This is a genomic window from Pseudomonas sp. QLc11A, from assembly GCF_052112305.1.
GTDB classification, from domain to species: domain Bacteria; phylum Pseudomonadota; class Gammaproteobacteria; order Pseudomonadales; family Pseudomonadaceae; genus Aquipseudomonas; species Aquipseudomonas laurylsulfatiphila.
In genome coordinates this window covers 134,733-154,197 of the sequence record NZ_JAVAJJ010000007.1, presented here as the reverse complement: position 1 = coordinate 154,197, position 19,465 = coordinate 134,733, and the positions used below count along the sequence as shown (strand labels likewise).

Below are 19,465 nucleotides of genomic sequence, written 5' to 3'. Positions count from 1 at the left end.
TATCTCTCAATAAGCAAAGGAGGAGACAGCCCGTCAGGCCGGATGCGGCATGCGCAGGATCGGCTTGAGGACCTCTCCGCTTTCCGCTGCTTCGATGGCCTGGTTGATCTGTGCCAGATCGAAAAAACTGTACAGCCGCTCGAAGGGAAAACGCCCCTGGCGCCATAGCTGAATCAATTCAGGAATGAACAGGTCAGGAATGCTGTCGCCTTCGATTACGCCACGAAGGGTTCTACCCATAAGCAGAGTGCGCATATCAAGCTCGACCTGGACTCCGGGCGCAGGTGTGCCAACATAACCACACTCGCCAGTAGGCCGTAGCGCCTCTACCGCTTGACGCAGGATCATCGGTGAACCGGTGCACTCCAGAGAAAACTGCACACCATCCCCGGTCAGGGCACGGATGGCCGCTACCGCATCCGTCTGGCGACCATCGATGCAGTCCGTGGCACCCAGTTCACGCGCCAAATCAAGGCGCTCTGACTTGATATCGATGGCGATTATGCGAGTACAGCCAACGATCCTGGCCGCCATGACCGCCGCTAACCCCACCGTACCAGCACCGAATATCGCAATACTGCTGCCAGCCGCCGGCTTGAGCACATTCATCACCGTGCCAGCACCGGTCTGAATGCCACACCCCAAAGGCCCCAGTAGTTCCAGCGGGACATCCTCAGGCACCTTGACCACATTGCGTTGCTTGGCCATTGCGTAGTTGGCAAAAGAGGACTGGCCGAAAAACGATCCTTGAACCGGTTCCCCATGTTGCGTAGAGAGTGCGGTTGAGCGATCAGCGCGCGTGCCGGAAAGGTTCAACTCCACGAATTTGGTGCAATAACTTTCACGAGCGCGCCGACAGTTAGGGCATTCACCGCATGAGGCGTAGGTCAGCACAACATGATCACCAGGCTTGACCTTGGTGACAGCACTCCCCACGCGCTCAACAACCCCAGCACCTTCATGCCCCAGTACGACTGGTGCGGTGGGTACCCCGGCGGCGCGAAAAACCAGATCCGTATGGCAAATCCCCGTGGCCACCACCCGCACCAGAACCTCATCCGCACGAGGCTCATCAATATGAAGGGTTTCCAGCACAAAGGGCTTCAATGGACTATGAATCACAGCGGCAGTAATGGCTTTCATTTTGTTATTTTCCAATGAACAACTCTGATCCGCCGACAGTGTTCCCGCGATCCGACAACTGATGCGAAACCAGAAATACTGGACGAACTCCAGCTCTCAAACTAAATCGCCAGACACTTCTCGTCTAAGACGTATGCTGGTCGATCAAGCCGGTTTTCTTATGGATCAGCACGCGCTATGCTAAAAGAAACGCGACCGGATACTTAAACTATAAAGGCCTCTGTATGCGCATTGATACTCGTTTGTTTCTGTACTTTGTCGCTGTAGCACAGGAGCTTTCATTTACTCGCGCGGCAGAACGGTTGTATATCGCTCAACCTTGGTTGTCCTCGCAGATTCGCAAGCTGGAGTCGATTCTTGGTTTCGACCTGTTCCTGCGTAACAGTCGGCATGTCGAACTGACCGAGCAAGGACGCGACCTTCTGCCCGATGCGATCAAGCTGTACCAAGCCAACCAGATACTGGAGGCATCGGTGCAACGTATTCGGCATACGCAGCAGAAGCGGCTGCGTATCGGCATCCCGCCCTATGGCGCCCATTTCGAACGCTACTTGAGTCTGATCGACAGTTTCACCCAGCAAAACCCGTCGATCAGCCTTGAAGTCGAATATGGCTGGTCACCACTACTTTTGAACCTGTTGCGCCAAGGCAATATCGACCTGGCCTTCACCATCGGCACCTTCCGAGATGCCCAATTGGAGCAGTTGCCCATCTCGCGCGCGCAAATGTTCTTATTGATGCAATCCCAGGATCCATTGATTCATCACGACCAGGTTCCTTTGGCTGCATTGGCCTCAAGACACGTTGCAGTATTTCCACGCGCGCTGAACCCTGAACTGCACGATGAGCTCTATGCGCCATTGCAACGCGTCGGCGCACAATTAGTAGCCATTCCTCAATGGGACTCAAAGTCCCTGAAGCGGCACATCGTTGGTTCCGGGCTTCTCTGGCTGGGTTTCGGCGACCTGCATCAGCGCCACGATCCTGGCGAAAACAGCGGGCATCTGACCCTGCGCTCGATCGTCGATAGCGATCGAACACTTCCCTTTTCCCTGGTGCGCCTCACCAAGAGCCACAGTGAAATCGTGGATTCTTTTTGGAGCCTGGCAAGCCAAATGCCGCATGAGAAACCGACACACGGAATGCCGCAAGAGAACCAACAAGAATAACTTGAAGGCCCCACATGAAAATATCTGCGCCCACCTCCGATGCGTCACCGGCGACCAACCGCTACCCACGCCTGGTCTTTACCAAACTACTGCCGCCACCCCTGCCGCAGACCTTGGTACGGCGCGAACAACTATTGAGGCAGATGCGCGACAAGCCTCAAGGTTGCAAATTGATTCTGGTGCAGGCACCGGCCGGCTTCGGTAAAACGACGCTGCTGCTGCAATACCTGGAAAACCGACGCACCGACGGAGCAGCCGTGTTGTGGCTGAGCCTGGACAACGCAGACAACGACCTTGATCGTTTTGCCCTGCATCTGCATGCAGGCTGGAAACGCCTCATTCCCGCACAGCCCGACAATGAAGATCAGGACTCTTTCGGGCTGATCGAACAGCTGGCAAGTTACACGCAACCCTTCACCCTCATCCTCGACGAGTTCGAAGTCCTGCAGAACCCGGCCGCCCTGCACTTCGTTCAGCAACTGATTGGCTACCTGCCGGCCAATGGCGAGTTGGTCATCGGCTCGCGGCATGTTCCCGAGCTCGGCGTGGGCCGCTTGCGGGCCCGCAACCAATTGATGGAACTGAGCCATGCCGAGCTCCGGTTATCCCTGGAGGAAACCAGCGAGCTGCTACAGGAACAACATGCACTGACGCTGAAAAACCAGGAAATCGCTATCCTGCACGAGCGCACCGAAGGCTGGGTCGCCGCCATTCATCTGGCCGCTCTGGCGCTGCCCAGTCACCGTGACCCGGGCCACTTTCTCACCTCGTTCTCTGGTTCTCACGCCGAGCTGGCACACTACCTGGCCGAAGATATCCTCGATCGGTTGTCCGCTTCGCAACATGGCTTTCTTTTACAGACCTGCATCCTCAGCCAATTGAATACCTCACTGTGCAACTATATCGGTCAACGTCATGACAGCCAGGCGCAACTCGACTCGCTGGCGCGCACCAACCTGTTCCTGATCCCGTTGAACAACGAACACAGCAGCTATCGCTACCACGGCTTATTCGCCAGTTTTTTGCTCGATCGTCTTAAAGCCTCTCAACCGCAAAACGTGTCCGTGCTTCACCGACGAGCAGCCGACTGGTATTTGCAGCAAGGCAGCCCCATCACCGCGATCGACCATCTGTTGCACGATCAAGACCAGCAAGCGGCCATCGCTTTGTTAAGCGAACATGCTGCCGGGCTGCTCGCCGAAGGGCGTGTACGACGTTTGCTGCGCTGGTTTGAATTACTCTCGCCAGCTGTGCTTCGACAACATCCAAAACTGCATCTGACGCTCGCCTGGGCACTGGTACTGAACCGACGTCATGCCGAGGCCCAATCCATCATCGATGATTTTTTACAAACCCCCACCACCCCCGACAAAGTCAAGCTGGTCCACGAAGCGCGCACAGTCGAATGTCTGCTGCTATCGATGACCGACCAGTTCGAAGCATGTTACCGAGCAAGCTCCGAACAACTCAAACATCTGCCGCTTGAGCAATCACTTCAATATGGTGTGCTGGCAAGCATCGTTGCCTATTGCATGATCGCCACGAATCGTTACGACGAGGCGCGCCAGACAATGTCTCAGGCAATGCAGCGCGACCATCATTTACGAACCACCTTCATCCGCTCACTCAGTGACGCCCACGAAGGCTGGATAGACTTGACTCAGGGTCGCCTCGGTCATGCGCTGACTCGCCTGCAAAGCAGCTACGAGCGAGCCTGGTCGACCAGCGGAAAAGCTATCCCCGGTGGCAAAGCTGTCATTGGCGTGCCTCTGGCAGAAGTACTCTATGAGATGGACGAGCTCGACCGCGCCAACCGCATACTTGGCGAATGCCTGGCCTATGCACGGGAAAACGGAACAGTCGATGCGTTGATTTCTTCCTATTTGCTGCTTTCGAGAATAGCCGGAGCACGAGGCGACCGTGAAAGCTCTCTTCGCTACCTGAAAGAACTCGAAGATGTCGGACTCGATACCGGCCTGCTGCGCGTCAGTGCCAGCGCCAAGCTGGAATCGGCGCGGCAATTCTGGCTTCAAGGTGATCTGAGCGCAGCGGAAAACTTACAGAACCAGATAGAGAGTTTGGGTGTCTGGCCAATTGCGGCTGGAGTTTCATTGCCTGCCCAAGATCTTGAGTCGCCAGACCTCATGCGCTGGCGCCTACTCATCGCCAGGGGCGAAACAGGACGGGCCGAAAGCGAGCTCAAACAGGCTCTCAAGCTTGCCAGTTCCACGCAGCGCCATCGCCGTGCATTGAAACTGCGGATTCTGCTCAGCAGCGCTTTGCTGGCAGCCGGCAAATCCAACCCGGCAATGCAAATGCTCACAGAAGCCTTGAAGGCGGCCAGCAAGGAAGGTTTTATCCGGATCTTCCTCGAGGAAGGCAGTGGCGTCACCGGATTGCTGATTCGCTGGTTTCAATTGCATGGCGAACACAACGAGAGTGTGCTCATAGCACCGCACTTCCTTGCGTCCTTGCGCAGCAAACTCAGCCCTGCCGACCTCTTGAAAGCGACTGTGGAACCGACTAACAGTATCTCCCAGGAACAACTCACCAAGCGTGAGTTGGAAGTTCTGTGCCATCTCGCCGAAGGCGAACGCAACCGAACCATCGCGGACAAACTATTTGTCTCGGAAACCACCATCAAAGCCCACCTGCGCAGCATCAATGCAAAGCTCGGTGCTCACGGCCGCACCGAAGCAGTCGCTATCGCTCGTCGAGAAGGGTTGATCTGAGCCAGCCAGCACCATGCCCCTTGTCATCACTCCTGCAAATTAGTTCTTTCGGATAACGCGGGGAAGACCCCGCCTTTCATAGACTTCTCTTCAGTCAGCACTGTCATCCGATTCTGGCCTTGCCATCGCAGAGCCTGATGCGGTGACCGTTGCCTGGCGGCTCATTTCAATAAGAAGAATGAAGTCATGATGCCAAGAACTGTAGAACCATCAGCTCGCAATCCAGCCCCTCATGCGGGTCCCCTTCCTGCAACCAGCTCAGCCTGCCGAAGACAATTGTCTTTGCGCCAGCAACTGCTCGAAATCTTTGCATCCCTGGCTCACTGACCCGCGAGAGCCAGCGTCTTACTGTGCGAACAACCCTGAATCCGGAGAATAATAATGATAAGAAAACTGACTCTTTGCGCCTTGAGCTGTGCGGTCTCGCTTGCCAGTGGGCAAAGTTCTGGCAATGGTTTTGCACTCAACGAACAAAGCGTCAGCGGGTTGGGTACCGCTTATGCCGGTCGTGCATCTTCGGCACTGGACGCCTCTACGGTGTATGGCAACCCGGCGGGTATGTCACAACTTGACAAGGAGCAAATCAGTGGGGGATTCGTCTACATCGTCCCCAATGTCAACGTCGACAATGACAGCGCCAGCAATGCCTTTGGCCCGGTTACAGGCAAAATGAGTTCTGACATTACCAGGTCCACTCCCGTGCCATTCGGCTACTACGTCAAACCCTTGGATGAGAGGTGGAGTTTCGGCTTCGGTGTCTACTCCCCGTATGGGCAAGGCGTCGGCTACGGCCATGAATCCACGGCGCGCTACCTGTCAGAAAAAACCGACTTGAAAATGATTACGTTCCAACCGACTCTCAGCTACAAGGTCACCGATGATCTGTCCGTGGGCCTGGGTCTGACAGCTAACTATGCAAACTTTACGCTGGTCAGCGCTTTGCCCGTCACAGAGGGCAAGATAGAGGCCAAAGGTGATGACTGGGGGTATGGCTATAGCTTCGGTCTGCTCTACCAACTGACCGACCGGACCCGCGTCGGCATGACCTATCACTCCAAGGTCAATCTCGATCTAAACATGCAAAGCAAGGTCCGCAACCTGCTCCCACTGCTGGGCCCTGCCAACGAAAATATTGACGGTAGCCTGAAGGGATCGACTCCAGAATCAGTCGACCTTTCTCTCACCCACGAGCTGAACGACGACTGGACGCTCTACGCAGGCACCACTTGGACGCGCTGGAGCCGCTGGCAAGACATCACCATCAACAACACGAACTCACCGACACCGATATTCGATGTTATCCGGCAAGATCTGCATTGGCATGACACTTGGGGGTATTCCCTGGGGGCCAGCTATAGACTCAACCCTCAGTGGGTATTGAGGGCAGGACTGGCGCTTGATGAGTCTCCCGCCGGCAATACCACCCAGAACGCCCGCCTCCCGGTAGCGGATCGCAAGATTTTGACGTTGGGTGCGGGTTGGAAAGTGGACGAAAACTGGAGCGTTGATTTCGCTTATTCGTACTTGCGACAAGACAAGTTCAACCTGCGCCAGCAAGACAGTACGGGAAAATTCCAGGCCGACTACAAGATCCAGGCGCAAGGCCTGGGTATTCAGCTCAATTACCTTTTCTAACGCTGAGAAGCGTGGGCTCTTTCATGAAAAGAGGGCCCTTCTCATCCTTCCCTTTCGAACACTTTGTCGTCCATCAACAACCGGACGCCCCCCCCTGCCGCTGAGGTTACAAGATGAACCTGAGAAACATCAGCATCATCAAACGATCGGTTATTGGCGTGATTTTTGTCTCCATCGGTCTATCTGCCCTGGGCGTTGCTCCTGTCCTGAAAACCCAGGAAGTCGCCTTGCACAAACAACAGATCGAACGCCTTTGGTTGCCACGACTCAACTTACTCTCCAGCATTGATGGCCATCTATCCTCACTTGACCGTAGTAGTAGCGCATCACTGGAGCCTCAACGTGCGGAAATGGACAAGGACTTCAGCGAATACCAGAAGCTGAGTACCCCAAATGAACAAGCCGAAGTAGAGCGCCTGCATGAGCAGCAGCGAGCTTATCTGCAACAACTGCAACGTATATTGAGCCCTGAGCGACCACCCAGCGTGCAAGACTGGCGAGATCTGCAAACGCAACGGGTCGAGATGAATCAGAGTATCGAGGCGCTACGCTCGGACACTCTTTCGGGATTGACCGCAACAACCCAACACATTGATACCGCTCTGTACACGTCAGTGGCACTCGCCATTGTCACGCTATCGATGATCATTATTACCGCCTGGTTGCTGACGAGTACCATTGTCTCGCCCCTGTTCCAAGCCATCAAAACTGCATCGATATTGGCCAAAGGCGACCTGTATCACCCTATTCAGATCAGTGGCGACGATGAAATCACCCGGCTGCTTGAATCATTACAAACGCTGCAGAACGATCTTAAAGCCAGTATCCAACTCATCTCCAACTCATCTTACCAACTAGCAGCCTCGGCCGAGGAGCTCAGCCGCGTCACCGAAGAAGAACAAAACAACCTTGCCAGTCACGATCAAGAAACCCGTCAGGCCTCCCTGGCGATTACTGCCGTCAGTTTCTCACTCGAAGAAATTGCAGACAACGCAAGCGGCACCTCGGACGAAACTCAGGCCGCGAACGCATTGGCGGTCCAAGGCAAACTCCAGCTATCACGCACTATTACCGCGGTTGACTCCCTGAGTGCCGAAATAACTTCAGCCAGTCAAACCATCGCGGAGTTGGCCAACAGTTCGAATAGCATCAATCAACTACTTGAGGTGATTCGCTCGATTTCCGAACAGACCAACCTCCTGGCCCTCAACGCTGCTATCGAAGCTGCTCGGGCAGGTGAAATGGGACGCGGTTTTTCTGTCGTTGCCGACGAAGTCAGAGCGCTGGCTTCACGTACTCAGGATTCAACACGGGGCATTGAAAGCATGGTTCTGGCCATTCTGGATGGTACGCGCACCTCGGTAGAGGCCATGCACAGAAGCAAGGCCTTGACCAAAGATACGTTGGAAGAAGCCAGATTTGCAGACAAGGCGCTCGAGCAAATCAGCGAGGCAATTTCGGCTATCAATGTCAGAAACCTGGAAATCGCCAGAACCTCGCAAGCCCAGGCGGGTGCCGTCAAGGCTGCGGAAAAGAGCTTGGCCAGCAGCCAGGAACTGATGCACCTTTGCGCCGCTGGCGCAGCACAAAGCAGTAGCTCCAGCCGCGAACTGGCGATCCTGGCCACGAAGCTCAAAACCGAAACGGAACGCTTCCGACTTTAACAAACACCACAACCAGGCCGCCGCCCCCACCGGGGGACGGCCAGTTGTCACCTCAACGTCCTTTTTCTGCGATAACCGTCTGCTTAACGAACTCCGCTGATTGCTGAGCGGCCTCTTGATGCTTACTCAGATGGACCGGCTGCACCTCTTCAATCGTGTAACCCTGGAGATACGTACGCTCCTTGCGATCCAGCACCCTACGAGGGTACCCGCCCAACGCAAATACTCTACGCACCCCTCCCACCAGCTTGAGCGCCCCTCGCACCGCAATACGCCGCAAGGAAGATGCTTCGGTATAGCCAACAGCCTTCAGGAATTTCTCTGACATCAAACAGCAGACGGTGGGCTTGACGCTGGACCGCAGGAACCCTGGAAGCCAGTTTTCCATAACCAGAACAGTGGCATCGGCGACACGTCGATTGACCTGCGCGTAGACCAGATGCTGCGCCTCATAACGCTCGATGAAAGTGTCGAATTCAGCCTTGCTCTGCGGAATTTCAACCAAGCCCATGCGTTGACCTATCTGCACCCAGAAGTTGAACCAGGCTCTCTGCTCATGCGCCGTCATGCGGCGACGGCCAAATTCGTTAGCCCAACGAATGGGAAACTCGATGAAGGTCCAGAGCACAAACAAAAAATCGTCATTAGGGATCGTGTAATGGCCATGGGTCTTGTTCATCCGCTCGAGCGCCTTACGACCGAACTCCCCATCCCAACCCGACTCGATGAAATGACCGATCAGGATAGCCGTGTCGTCATAACGCTTCTGTCCGTACTTTTCGAACTCAGCGGTACGTGCCAGCAAGGTAGAGACCGGGACACTGCCATAGGTATAAAACAGCGCCAGCTCCAAGGCCCTTTCAAAATCCCAGGAAAACTCATAACTCGCCAGCAAATGCACGATACGCTGAGCATCCTTGTGCTCATCAAGTGCTGCAATTTCCTCTGCAATCCTGGGATCGTGAAACAGTCCAAAACGTTTTTTGTATACAGGCTTCATATGCACACCTTTTTATTTTTCACGAGCAACAGCGGGGGCAGACTAACGCCTGCCCCCGCCGGCTTCACAGATGAGGTCACTTGCGACGGATCGAAATGGTCTGAGCATTGGTGTACTCATGCAGGCCATCGCTGCCGTTCTCGACGCCGACGCCCGACTGTTTGTGGCCGCCAAAGGGTGTATAGGGTGTCAGCACATGAATTTCGTTGATCCAGACCTTGCCCGTCTGCAAGCGCTGGGCGACAGCCTCAGCCTGGGCGAGATCCTTACCCCAGACCGAACCACCCAACCCGTATTCACTGGCGTTCGCGCGCTCGATAGCCTCATCGACAGTCCGGTACTTGAGCAGTGGTAGAATGGGTCCGAAGGGTTCCTCCACGACAATTCGCGAATCTTCCGGCGGATTATCAACAATCGTGAGCGGGAAGAAATACCCCTTACCCTGCAGCACCTCACCGCCCAACAGAATCTGTTGATCATTATTGCGGACATCAGCGAGCAGATTTTTTAAACGCTCAAACTGCACAGCATTCTGTACCGGACCCAGCTGCGAATCCGCCGCCGCGCCATCACCCACTTTGACCGTACGGGCATAGGCAACCAGTGCCTTGCTCAACGGGTCATAGATATCCTCATGGATATAAAGGCGCTTGATTGCCAGGCAGAACTGAGCACTGTTGCTGAATGCCCCCCAAAACAACTTTTGGGCGGTTTCTTCGATATCGACATCAGGCAATACAATCGCAGCATCATTGCCACCCAACTCCAGCGTCAGGCGTTTAAGATTGCGTGAGCCACTTTCCATTACCCGCCGACCGGTTGCCGTGGATCCCGTGAAGGAAACTTTATCGATATCCGGGTGCGCACTGATCCATGGGCCCAGATCATCACCGCCGCTGACGACATTGACTACCCCAGCCGGCAATACCTGGTTGATCAGCTCTCCTAATTTGAGGGCCGTCAACGGAGTGAAAGGTGACGGTTTGAGAACGATCGTGTTGCCCGCGATCAGCGCTGGAGCCAACTTCCATACGGCCAACAGCACTGGAAAATTCCAGGGCACAATCGCACCGACCACGCCTATCGGGACATGCCGGGTCTTGACCAAATGCTCCGGCGTATCTTCGATGATGATCTCGCTCGGCGCCATCTTGGCAAACTCACCAAACCAGGCCGCCGAGCCACCAATTTCGTAGCGCGCATAATCGAGCGTCTTACCCTGCTCACGAGTCAGGAGCTGAGCGAATCCTTCCAGGTTCTGCAGAATTTTCTCACTGATGGCGCTCACCAGTGCCTGACGCTCCGCCAGAGGCGTCGCCGCCCAACTCGGGAAAGCTTGGCGAGCAGCCGCCACAGCCGCATCGAGCTGTTCTCGAGTGGCATCAGGCACTCGCGCGATGACGTCTTCATTGGCCGGATTGATCACCTCGAGATGACGACCGCTGTCAGTCGGCTGACCATCGATGGTCATCAGGTAGTGGGATGTGAAATCAATACTCATAGGAGCTCGTCCTTTTTATTTGTATGCAGTCGCTGTAGATGGCCAACAAAGACAGCAGGAGAAAAAGTCGGTACTAGAAGGGTAGGCAAAAAGGCCCGCAGCTGACCCGTGTTGATGGTAGGCGCAAGCCAACTCTGGGAACCTTGTCCGAAAGGAGTATTTTTGCCCGGCACGCCCAAGGTCCAATACGAATCCAGCTCGATTCAGACTGATTTCGTCTAGAACCCTGACCGGTGAAAGATCTCCCCCAGCAGGAAGCTCAAGAAGCGCGCAAAATAGTTCCTTTGAACAAGGCATAGCCGCCTCGCAATCTTTATTGTTGACCACACTAGGCAGGACAACGACGCACTACTGCCGTGAACAATAATAATGGGAGATGAATCTTGTACCTGACCCAAGCCTTGCACAAAGCGGCTCGAGAGAAGCCGATGGCGATCGCTAGTGTTTTCCAAGGCCGCCGGACCACTTTCGCCGAACTCATTACGCGAGTCGCCAAACTCGCGGGCGCACTACAGGCGCTGGACGTCAAGCCCGGTGACCGCGTCGGCATGCTCGCCCTCAACTCCGACCGCTACCTGGAGTACCTATACGGTTCGTTCTGGGCTGGCGCCGTCATCAATCCGGTGAATACTCGCTGGAACCTTCTTGAAATCGCCTACTCGCTGAACGACTGCCAGACTCAGGTGCTGCTGGTGGACGGCACGTTCAAACATCTGATCCCGCCGCTGCGCCAGCACTGTCCGTGCCTGCGCAGCGTTATCTACTGCGGTGATGGCGAGCCAACGGCCGACCTTTTGGATTACGAGGCCCTGCTCAACAACACGCAACCGATTGCCGACGCCCTGCGCTGCGGGAAAGACCTCGCGGCAGTGCTCTATACCGGTGGCACCACCGGCACTCCCAAGGGAGTCATGCTTTCTCACAACGCTCTGGTGAGTAACGCACTGTCCGCCTTGGCTGCGGCGCCACGGCCCTTGATCGACACCACCCTGCATGTGGCCCCACTGTTCCATGTCGGCGCCCTTGCCGCGGTGCTGCAGGGAGCTCTGCGAGGTGCCACCCATATCATCCTGAGCCAGTTCGATAGCACGGCAGTCTTACGCGCCATCGCCGAGGAAGGCGTCAACGAAACCTTCCTGGTACCAACCATGATCCAGCGTATTCTCGATGATCCCGCCTTTACCGAATATGACCTGAGCAGCCTGAGAAACATCATCTATGGTGCCGCCCCCATGGACCCTGCGCTACTGCATCGGGCGCTGCATGCGCTGCCCGGTAGCGAATTCATGCAAATCTACGGCATGACTGAACTGGGTCCGGTAACCGCAGCTCTACCAGCCTACTACCACACATTCGAAGGGCAGAAACTGCACAAGCTTAAAGCTGCCGGACGCCCAGCCCCCAACTGCGAAGTGCGTATCGTCGATCCGGAAGGAAATGAGCTACCAAAAGGACGCTCCGGCGAAGTCGTCGTCCGAAGTTCCAGCGTCATGCTTGGCTACTGGAACAAGCCTGAAGAGACTGCCCAGGCCCTGCGCGACGGCTGGATGCACACGGGCGATGGTGGCTACCTCGATGAGGATGGCTTTCTGTATATCGTCGACCGTATCAAGGACATGATCGTCAGCGGCGGGGAAAACATTTATTCGAACGAAGTCGAAAACGCCATTCTGTCCCATCCCGACGTACGCATGTGTGCAGTGATAGGGATTCCAGACGAACAATGGGGAGAGTCAGTGCATGCAGTGATTGTGCTGCAGGAAGGTAAACACCTGGACAGCGAGCACATCAAACAACACTGCAAGAGCTTGATCGCCGGCTACAAATGCCCCCGTAGCATTGAGTTCCGTGAAGAACTTCCGCTTTCAGCGGCTGGCAAGCTTTTGAAGTACGTATTACGAGAGCCTTTCTGGGGCACCCAAACTCGCCGTATTTGAATCTGATGGGATCTTTGCCGTGACACAAAAAAACGTAACACTGGAGATCCATGAGCGGGTCGCCATTTTGACTCTGAACCGCCCTGACGTGCTTAACAGCCTGAATGAAACCCTGGCCAGAGACGCACGGGAAGCACTTGCCCAAGTACGCGAAAACTCCTTCCTGCGAGCGCTGATCGTGACAGGTGCTGGCCGCGCTTTTTGTGCCGGCGCAGAACTGAATGACGAACTCGCTGATAGCGACGAGCATCAATCAGCCGGGCAGCGCCTGAACGCTACGATGCTGGATTATTTCAACCCTTGGATAATCGATCTGGACAGCTTGCAGATTCCTGTGATCGCGGCCATCAACGGGGTGGCCGCAGGGGCTGGAGTGGGTCTGGCGCTTGCCGCCGACATCACACTGGCCGCTCGCTCCGCGTCCTTTATTCTCAGCTTCGCCCCCAAACTTGGCCTTGTTCCTGATCTTGGCACAACTTGGCGCTTACCTAAACGTATAGGCCAGGCCCGCGCCATGGCACTGAGTCTGCTGGGCAATAAACTCGATGCTCAAACCGCTGCAGACTGGGGCATGATCTGGCAGTGCGTAGAGGATGATGAATTGCTCAATGTCGCCATGAAAACCGCACAAGCATTAGCCCGGTCTCCTGCTCATGCCATTCTCGAAGTTCGTCGCGCTTTGCGGCTTGCGGAAACGAACAATCTGAAACAGCAACTGGACTACGAGCGTGAGAGACAGTGCCAACTGGTCGAGAAACCGACCTTCAAGGAAGGCGTGAACGCTTTCAAGGAAAAGCGCCTGCCAGTCTTCGACAGAGTTTAGCGTTGCCGCGTGGCTTGAGATATTCCAAGCTACGCTGACGCTGTCATCGAACTACATCTCCCCCCTATCTGGACGGTGACCATCTATTGGAGCCTCACCGCGTTGCAAGATATTTACCTCTGGTGGTGTTCAAGTTCATGGTCGCTCCGTCTCTTGTTTATTTTATTGTTGGCAACACTCATCCCGGCCACGGCAAAAGCGCGGGCTGGATGAAAGGGGTAGGGGCCGCCAGGACAGAGGCTGCGAACAGCGCCCAAGTGCCAGCGGGATGGGAGGGTCAGCCGCCGGCGGCGCTCAGGTTCGCTGCCGGCCTTGCTTCTCGCACCGAAGCCCCGGGCGCGGCGGCCAGCAGGGTCTGGGTGTAGCTATGCCGAGGCTGCACATGGCACCTCTTCACCAAGGCTGGGACGTGCCTGACAAGCCGCGGTCGTTCATACTCCCGCGTCAGCTGCGTTGCAGCTCTTCAACCACAGCGGCACAAGCACGGAAGTTATTCACCGTCCATTCTGAATTGATGAAATCCGGCCAACTGGAAAGTTTTACGATTGCCACTTCAGAAGCCGGATCGAAATAGATACTTTGCCCAAATACACCGCGCGCCGAATAGATGCCCTGCTCACTGTCCAGCACCCAGCACTGATTGCTGTAGGCGGCGCTTGGAAAGTGTTTGAGAAAGGGGCCATACAGGACCTCAAAAGCCGGTGTGGAACCACGACCACAAGCACGAACAAAATCCTCTGGAACAATCTGCTCCCCGTTAAAACGTCCACCTTGCAGATACATCTGGGCAAACCGCCCCAGATCGCGCAGCGTGACACTCATCCCGCCATCGGCTAATGCGGATCCAACACAATCGAGGGTGATATTTGCGTCTTGTTCCGTCCCCAGATTTGACCAGATCTCCCGACTCAGTAAAACGGGGAGCCGCTCGCCGCAGGCCCGCTCACAGACCCAGGCCAACATATCGGTATCCACTGAGCGATATTCAAAGAACTGACCATGTTCACGGTCTTTGCCCAGTGACTTCAACAAACCACTCCAGGTCTTTCATCACTAGTCTACTGAGGGTGAGCCCCCTATCCTCTCGGTACATGTCGAGGATTAGGTTATCACGCCCCCTAGAATAAACGGGGTCAGGTTCTTATTGTCTTTCTGGCAGCGCCCGGGCTCATCAGAGACGGAGAACCAGGAATCAACTGACTGATTTCTTCAGCAGATGCCACCAAAAGAGGAGCGAGTTCATGTAATCGGTCTTCAGCCAGCCGAGAAAGGGGGCCCGCCACGCTCACCACACCTATTGGTCTCCCACTTAGGGGGTGAATCAATACGGTCGCGATCGCAGCCATCCAATCCGAATAAGTCTGTATCCCAATCGCATAGCCTCGCTTACGAGCCTCGTGTATATGCTCCAATACCTTGGCGGCCGTCTGTGGCGCTCGCGGACCAAAGTCCCCGGGTGTTCCGTAACCCTGCTCTTCAATAGCAGCGATGGCATCCTTATCCTCCATTTTCGACAACCAGGCGAACCCGGTCGCCGAACATGAAAGCTTTGAAATCATGCCCATGTCAGGGTCATACCGAAGTCCGAATCGAGCGCCCTGGGCTTTAGCAACCCAAATCAACTGCCCATTGTCTTCGACCGCAAGGCGAACCAGCTCTCCAGTTTTTTCGGCAAGGCGATCAAGGACCTGCTGAGCGGCGTCGATGTATCCACTTGATGCCAGATGCCTGAATGCCAGCACCTGTAGCTTTGTTGTCAGAACATATATGCCGCGATCCTGCTCCTGGCGTATATAGCCATGTTCCGATAACGAAGTCATAAGCCGGTGTGTCGCACTGCGAGGGATTCGTAAAACCTCCGAAATCGACGTCAACGACATTCCCTCCGCCCGCCCGGACAGCAACTCAATTACTGCCAATCCGCGATCTAGCACCCCGGAATAGCTTGGTCCTTGTAAATCCGATGCGCTTACCATTAACAACCTCCGTGCATGCAATCATTGTAATCCGCCAATCATACTGGAATTTTTTTCCACCTCCTATGGACGGGTTTACCACAAAATCAAGGAAACGCGATCTTGTAGTACTCACCAGCATGCTTGCTAGCTCCACCCTCAGAAAGACATTCGTAGCGCTCCCTTGGCCAGCCTCGGACCGAGCGTCAAGACCCCTTGAAATAACGGCTGACAGGACCAGCCACACCGAGGATAAAATATTGTTTCGCGTCGACAGGAAACTCTTTCCAGTGACACTGGAATACTTTTCCAGTATCTTCTCTTCAGAATATTTATCTGGAGGCGAAAATGGCCGAACGTGCGTTGTGCTGTGACTTGTTGGTGATTGGGTCTGGAGCCGCTGGATTGGCCACTGCAGTTACCGCTGCGTGGCACGGCCTCAGTGTGATCGTCGTGGAGAAGGACGAAGTGTTCGGCGGGGCTAGTGCCTGGTCCGGGGGATGGATGTGGGTTCCCGGCAACCCACTCGCAAAGCGAGCTGGGATACATGAAGATCCTCAGCAACCGCGGATGTACCTCAGGAACGAACTCGGCTCTCATTACGACGAGGCACGTATCGACGCCTTCCTCAATAATTGTTCGAACATGGTTTCATTTTTCGAAACCCACACAGAGCTGCGCTTTGTCGACGGAAACGAAATCCCGGATATGCATGGCAATACTCCCGGTGCTGCCGTAAGGGGCCACCAGATCATTGCGGCCCCGTATGATGGTCGAGCAGTCGGCCCCCTAATCAACCGTCTGCGAAGAACAATGCGAGAGACATCGGTGATGGGGATGCCAATCATGGCGGGCTCAGATCTTGCTGCATTTCTCAGCCTGACGCGCTCACTAAAGTCGGTGGTTCATGTTGCGAGACGGGTCGGTCGACACTTATTGGATCTCGCATTTCATGGTCGCGCGATGCAACTCGTAAATGGCGTCGCGCTGGTTGCGCGCCTGGCAAAGTCCGCCGAGAAATTAGGAGTCACTTTGATTGAGTCAGCTCCGGCCAAGCGCCTGGTTATCGAAGATGGAGCTGTTCGTGGCGCAGTCATTGGTACCCAAACCGGCGAAATGGAAATTCATGCTACAAAAGGCGTCGTTTTGGCTACTGGCGGCTTCCCAAACGATATTGATCGCCGTAAGTTGTATTTTCCACGGACTCCGTCGGGCACTGAGCATCTTGCTCTACCACCCGAAAGCTGCAGTGGTGACGGTGTCACGCTTGGCGAATCTGCAGGCGGGGAACTTGCGACAGACCTCGCCTCTCCAGCTGCGTGGGCGCCAGTGTCACGACTGGTCTATAGGGATGGAAGTACAGGTCATTTCCCACACATTATCGACCGTGCGAAGCCTGGTAGTATCGGGGTACTTGCCAATGGCAAACGCTTCGTAAATGAAGCGAACGGGTACTACGATTACACAACAGCAATGATTGCTGCTGTCCCAGCAGACCAAGAAGTCGCTTCATGGCTCATCTGCGATCATCGTTTTCAAAGACGTTATGGACTAGGTCACGCACGCCCCTTCCCCTTTCCTGTCGGCTCCTACATTCGAAGCGGCTATCTAAAGCGCGGGGACTCAATTCCCGCACTGGCACAGCAATGTGGTATTGACCCAACAGGTCTTGCAGAGACCATTCGTTCTTTTAACGACCACGCGCGGCTCGGCGAAGACCCTCTTTTTGAGCGTGGTGCTACTCCTTTCAATCGTAAAAGCGGTGACCCCCTGCATATTGGCCCTAATCCTTGTTTGGCACCGATTGAGCATGGTCCCTTCTATGCAGTCAAAGTACTACCTGGCAGCTTCGGAACATTCGCAGGCTTGAGAACTAACGCCTCGGCCCAAGTGCTTAGAGGCAACAATGAGCCGATCATAGGCCTCTATGCCGCTGGAGCAGACATGGCAAGTATCATGGGTGGCCTCTATCCCTCTGGCGGGATTAACCTGGGACCAGCAGTGACCTTTGGATATATCGCGGGGCGACACGCCGCCGGAGTTCAGGATTACGAATCAGCGATGGAACAGCATATAAATAGCGCCCTCGCGACAAAGTAATGTGATGAGTAATTTCTACGTGCCTTGCGAACAATTCCCCAGCAGATTTTCATCATAGCGGAGGCGATGTTCTGCGGCTCTATATTCGCAAGAGCGGGGCAACTGCTCTTGAGCAGCAATGGCAAGGTTTGGTGAGCTTTCTGTGCCGTAACTTACTAACGCAGCAGCAAGCTGGAGTGATGGTATTCGCCCCAATCACTGCCTGTATTATTCCGCATTCTAAGTACTAAGGATGTGTTGGTAATCGCAGTTCCTGATAACCCCCTCACAGACGCTGGCCCCCATTAAGGCCGAGGGCAAAGCGACAGAGTGCCACGAGTAATCGCGACAAGCTTGATTAGCTGATGTTACGGGTGGGTGCACCATCCTTTAAAAGAGCTCCTACGTGCCACCACGCAGCCCCAAAGGCAGGCGTGACGGATTCTCCTCATCCGTCGATAGGGGCTCCACATGGGAAGATGACAAAATGAACAATAAGAACTCTACTCGGACCAAATATACTTATAGGGCGATTACTTACTTGTCTGCGTCTATTGCGGCAGGATTTCTGGGGGAGGCCGCGTCAGGGGCTGAAGGGGGATTCATCGAAGACTCCGCAGCCAGTCTGACGCTGCGCAACTTCTACATGAACCGCAACTTCGTCAATGACAGCGCTCAGGCCAAGGCCGAGGAATGGACACAAAGCTTCATCTTCGATGTTAAGTCCGGCTTCACTCCGGGAACCATCGGCCTTGGCCTGGACGTGCTTGGCCTATACAGCATCAAGCTCGACGGCGGCAAGGGTACCGCCGGCACCCAACTGTTGCCAGTGCACAACGATGGCCGCCCAGCCGATGACTTCGGTCGCCTGGCGGTAGCCGGCAAGGCGCACACCTCGAAGACCGAACTGAAGGTTGGCGAATGGGCCCCGGCGCTGCCGATCCTGCGTTCCGACGACGGTCGCTCGCTAACCCAGACCTTCCAGGGTACCCAGATTACCTCAAAGGAAATTGCCGGCCTCACCCTCTACGGCGGCCAGTTCCGCCAGAACAGCCCACGTAACGACGCAAGCATGGAGGACATGAGCGTCAATACTCGCCCCAACTTCAAGTCCGACCGTTTCAACTTCGCTGGAGGAGAATACCGCTTCAATGACAACCGCACCTTGGTTGGACTGTGGAACGCAGAGCTGAAGGACATCTATCAGCAGAAGTACCTGCAGGCACAGCACTTCCAGCCGCTTGGCGACTGGCTGCTGGGCGCCAACCTTGGCTTCTTCTGGGGTAAGGAAGACGGCAGCGCCAGGGCCGGCGACCTAGACAACCGCACTTTCTCCGGGATGTTCTCCGCCAAGCACGGCGCCAGCACCTTTTACGTCGGCTTGCAGAAGGTTATGGGCAACGACGAATGGTTCCGGGTGAATGGTGCCAGCAGCAGTACGCTGGCTAACGACAGTTACAGCTCCAGCTATGACAACCCCAAGGAAGACTCCTGGCAACTGCGTCATGACTATGACTTCGCCGCCCTCGGCGTGCCCGGCCTAACAATGATGAACCGATACATCAGTGGTAATAATGTACATAACGGCAGTACCGACGATGGTAGCGAGTGGGGGCGCGAGAGCGAGCTGGCCTACACTGTCCAGTCAGGCCCGCTGAAAACACTGAACTTCAAGTGGCGCAACTCTACCATGCGCCGCGATTGGGGTCGCACTAACAGTTTCGATGAAAACCGGCTGATCATCAACTACCCACTTTCACTACTATAGGCATTTGGAACTTGCCACGTTATTTTCTTAACAAGAAAGCCCCGCTTAGCGCGGGGCCT

General features: G+C 55.2%; 13 protein-coding genes and 1 pseudogene. 9 read left to right on the top strand and 5 right to left on the bottom strand.

Going from position 1 to position 19,465, the window contains the following annotated elements:
- Window positions 1-33 precede the first annotated feature (33 nt).
- Complete coding sequence (locus Q8X48_RS12790; RefSeq protein ID WP_407800243.1) at window positions 34-1,158, bottom strand: NAD(P)-dependent alcohol dehydrogenase; 1,125 nt, start codon at window positions 1,156-1,158, stop codon at window positions 34-36.
- A 209-nt stretch (window positions 1,159-1,367) separates the two neighbouring features.
- Here Q8X48_RS12790 and Q8X48_RS12785 point away from each other — a divergent pair, with 209 nt between their 5' ends.
- From Q8X48_RS12785 to Q8X48_RS12765, 5 genes and pseudogenes are all read left to right on the top strand, one after another.
- The gene (locus tag Q8X48_RS12785) at window positions 1,368-2,312 is read left to right on the top strand and encodes a LysR family transcriptional regulator (protein ID WP_407800242.1); all 945 of its coding nucleotides are present in this window, start codon (window positions 1,368-1,370) and stop codon (window positions 2,310-2,312) included.
- 14 nt (window positions 2,313-2,326) lie between these two features.
- Window positions 2,327-5,044 carry a LuxR C-terminal-related transcriptional regulator gene (locus tag Q8X48_RS12780; RefSeq protein WP_407800241.1) on the top strand — a complete coding sequence of 906 codons (2,718 nt, stop codon included), beginning with the start codon at window positions 2,327-2,329 and terminating at the stop codon, window positions 5,042-5,044.
- 381 nt (window positions 5,045-5,425) lie between these two features.
- Window positions 5,426-6,679 carry an OmpP1/FadL family transporter gene (locus tag Q8X48_RS12775; RefSeq protein WP_407800240.1) on the top strand — a complete coding sequence of 418 codons (1,254 nt, stop codon included), beginning with the start codon at window positions 5,426-5,428 and terminating at the stop codon, window positions 6,677-6,679.
- A gap of 113 nt (window positions 6,680-6,792) precedes the next feature.
- Window positions 6,793-7,485 (top strand): annotated as a pseudogene (locus Q8X48_RS12770) (HAMP domain-containing protein); the annotation flags it as partial.
- A 225-nt stretch (window positions 7,486-7,710) separates the two neighbouring features.
- Window positions 7,711-8,343, top strand: coding sequence for a methyl-accepting chemotaxis protein (locus Q8X48_RS12765; RefSeq protein WP_407800382.1), 633 nt, complete (start codon window positions 7,711-7,713; stop codon window positions 8,341-8,343).
- 52 nt (window positions 8,344-8,395) lie between these two features.
- Here the strand turns inward: Q8X48_RS12765 and Q8X48_RS12760 are convergent, their stop codons facing one another.
- A complete protein-coding gene (locus tag Q8X48_RS12760) occupies window positions 8,396-9,343 on the bottom strand; it encodes an oxygenase MpaB family protein (RefSeq protein ID WP_407800239.1) in 948 nt (315 codons plus the stop codon).
- A 76-nt stretch (window positions 9,344-9,419) separates the two neighbouring features.
- Entirely contained in the window at window positions 9,420-10,844 is a 1,425-nt protein-coding gene (locus Q8X48_RS12755) for an aldehyde dehydrogenase family protein (RefSeq protein ID WP_407800238.1), read from the bottom strand.
- Window positions 10,845-11,227: 383 nt separating this feature from the next.
- Between Q8X48_RS12755 and Q8X48_RS12750 the strand changes: the two genes are divergently transcribed.
- Complete coding sequence (locus Q8X48_RS12750) at window positions 11,228-12,781, top strand: long-chain-fatty-acid--CoA ligase (protein WP_407800237.1); 1,554 nt, start codon at window positions 11,228-11,230, stop codon at window positions 12,779-12,781.
- 19 nt (window positions 12,782-12,800) lie between these two features.
- Complete coding sequence (locus Q8X48_RS12745; protein WP_407800236.1) at window positions 12,801-13,604, top strand: enoyl-CoA hydratase-related protein; 804 nt, start codon at window positions 12,801-12,803, stop codon at window positions 13,602-13,604.
- Between the two features lie 444 nt (window positions 13,605-14,048).
- Here Q8X48_RS12745 and Q8X48_RS12740 read toward each other — a convergent pair whose 3' ends face one another.
- Both Q8X48_RS12740 and Q8X48_RS12735 read right to left on the bottom strand, forming a co-directional pair.
- Complete coding sequence (locus Q8X48_RS12740; RefSeq protein WP_407800235.1) at window positions 14,049-14,633, bottom strand: serine hydrolase domain-containing protein; 585 nt, start codon at window positions 14,631-14,633, stop codon at window positions 14,049-14,051.
- A 104-nt stretch (window positions 14,634-14,737) separates the two neighbouring features.
- On the bottom strand, window positions 14,738-15,580 hold the full coding sequence (locus Q8X48_RS12735; protein WP_407800234.1) for an IclR family transcriptional regulator: 843 nt from the start codon (window positions 15,578-15,580) through the stop codon (window positions 14,738-14,740).
- Between the two features lie 327 nt (window positions 15,581-15,907).
- On the opposite strand from Q8X48_RS12735, the gene Q8X48_RS12730 reads away from it, so the two are divergent.
- Complete coding sequence (locus Q8X48_RS12730; protein ID WP_407800233.1) at window positions 15,908-17,659, top strand: FAD-dependent oxidoreductase; 1,752 nt, start codon at window positions 15,908-15,910, stop codon at window positions 17,657-17,659.
- A 466-nt stretch (window positions 17,660-18,125) separates the two neighbouring features.
- Window positions 18,126-19,406 (top strand): OprD family porin, encoded by a 1,281-nt coding sequence (locus Q8X48_RS12725; protein WP_407800232.1) that lies wholly within the window; start codon window positions 18,126-18,128, stop codon window positions 19,404-19,406.
- The last annotated feature ends 59 nt before the right edge of the window (window positions 19,407-19,465 follow it).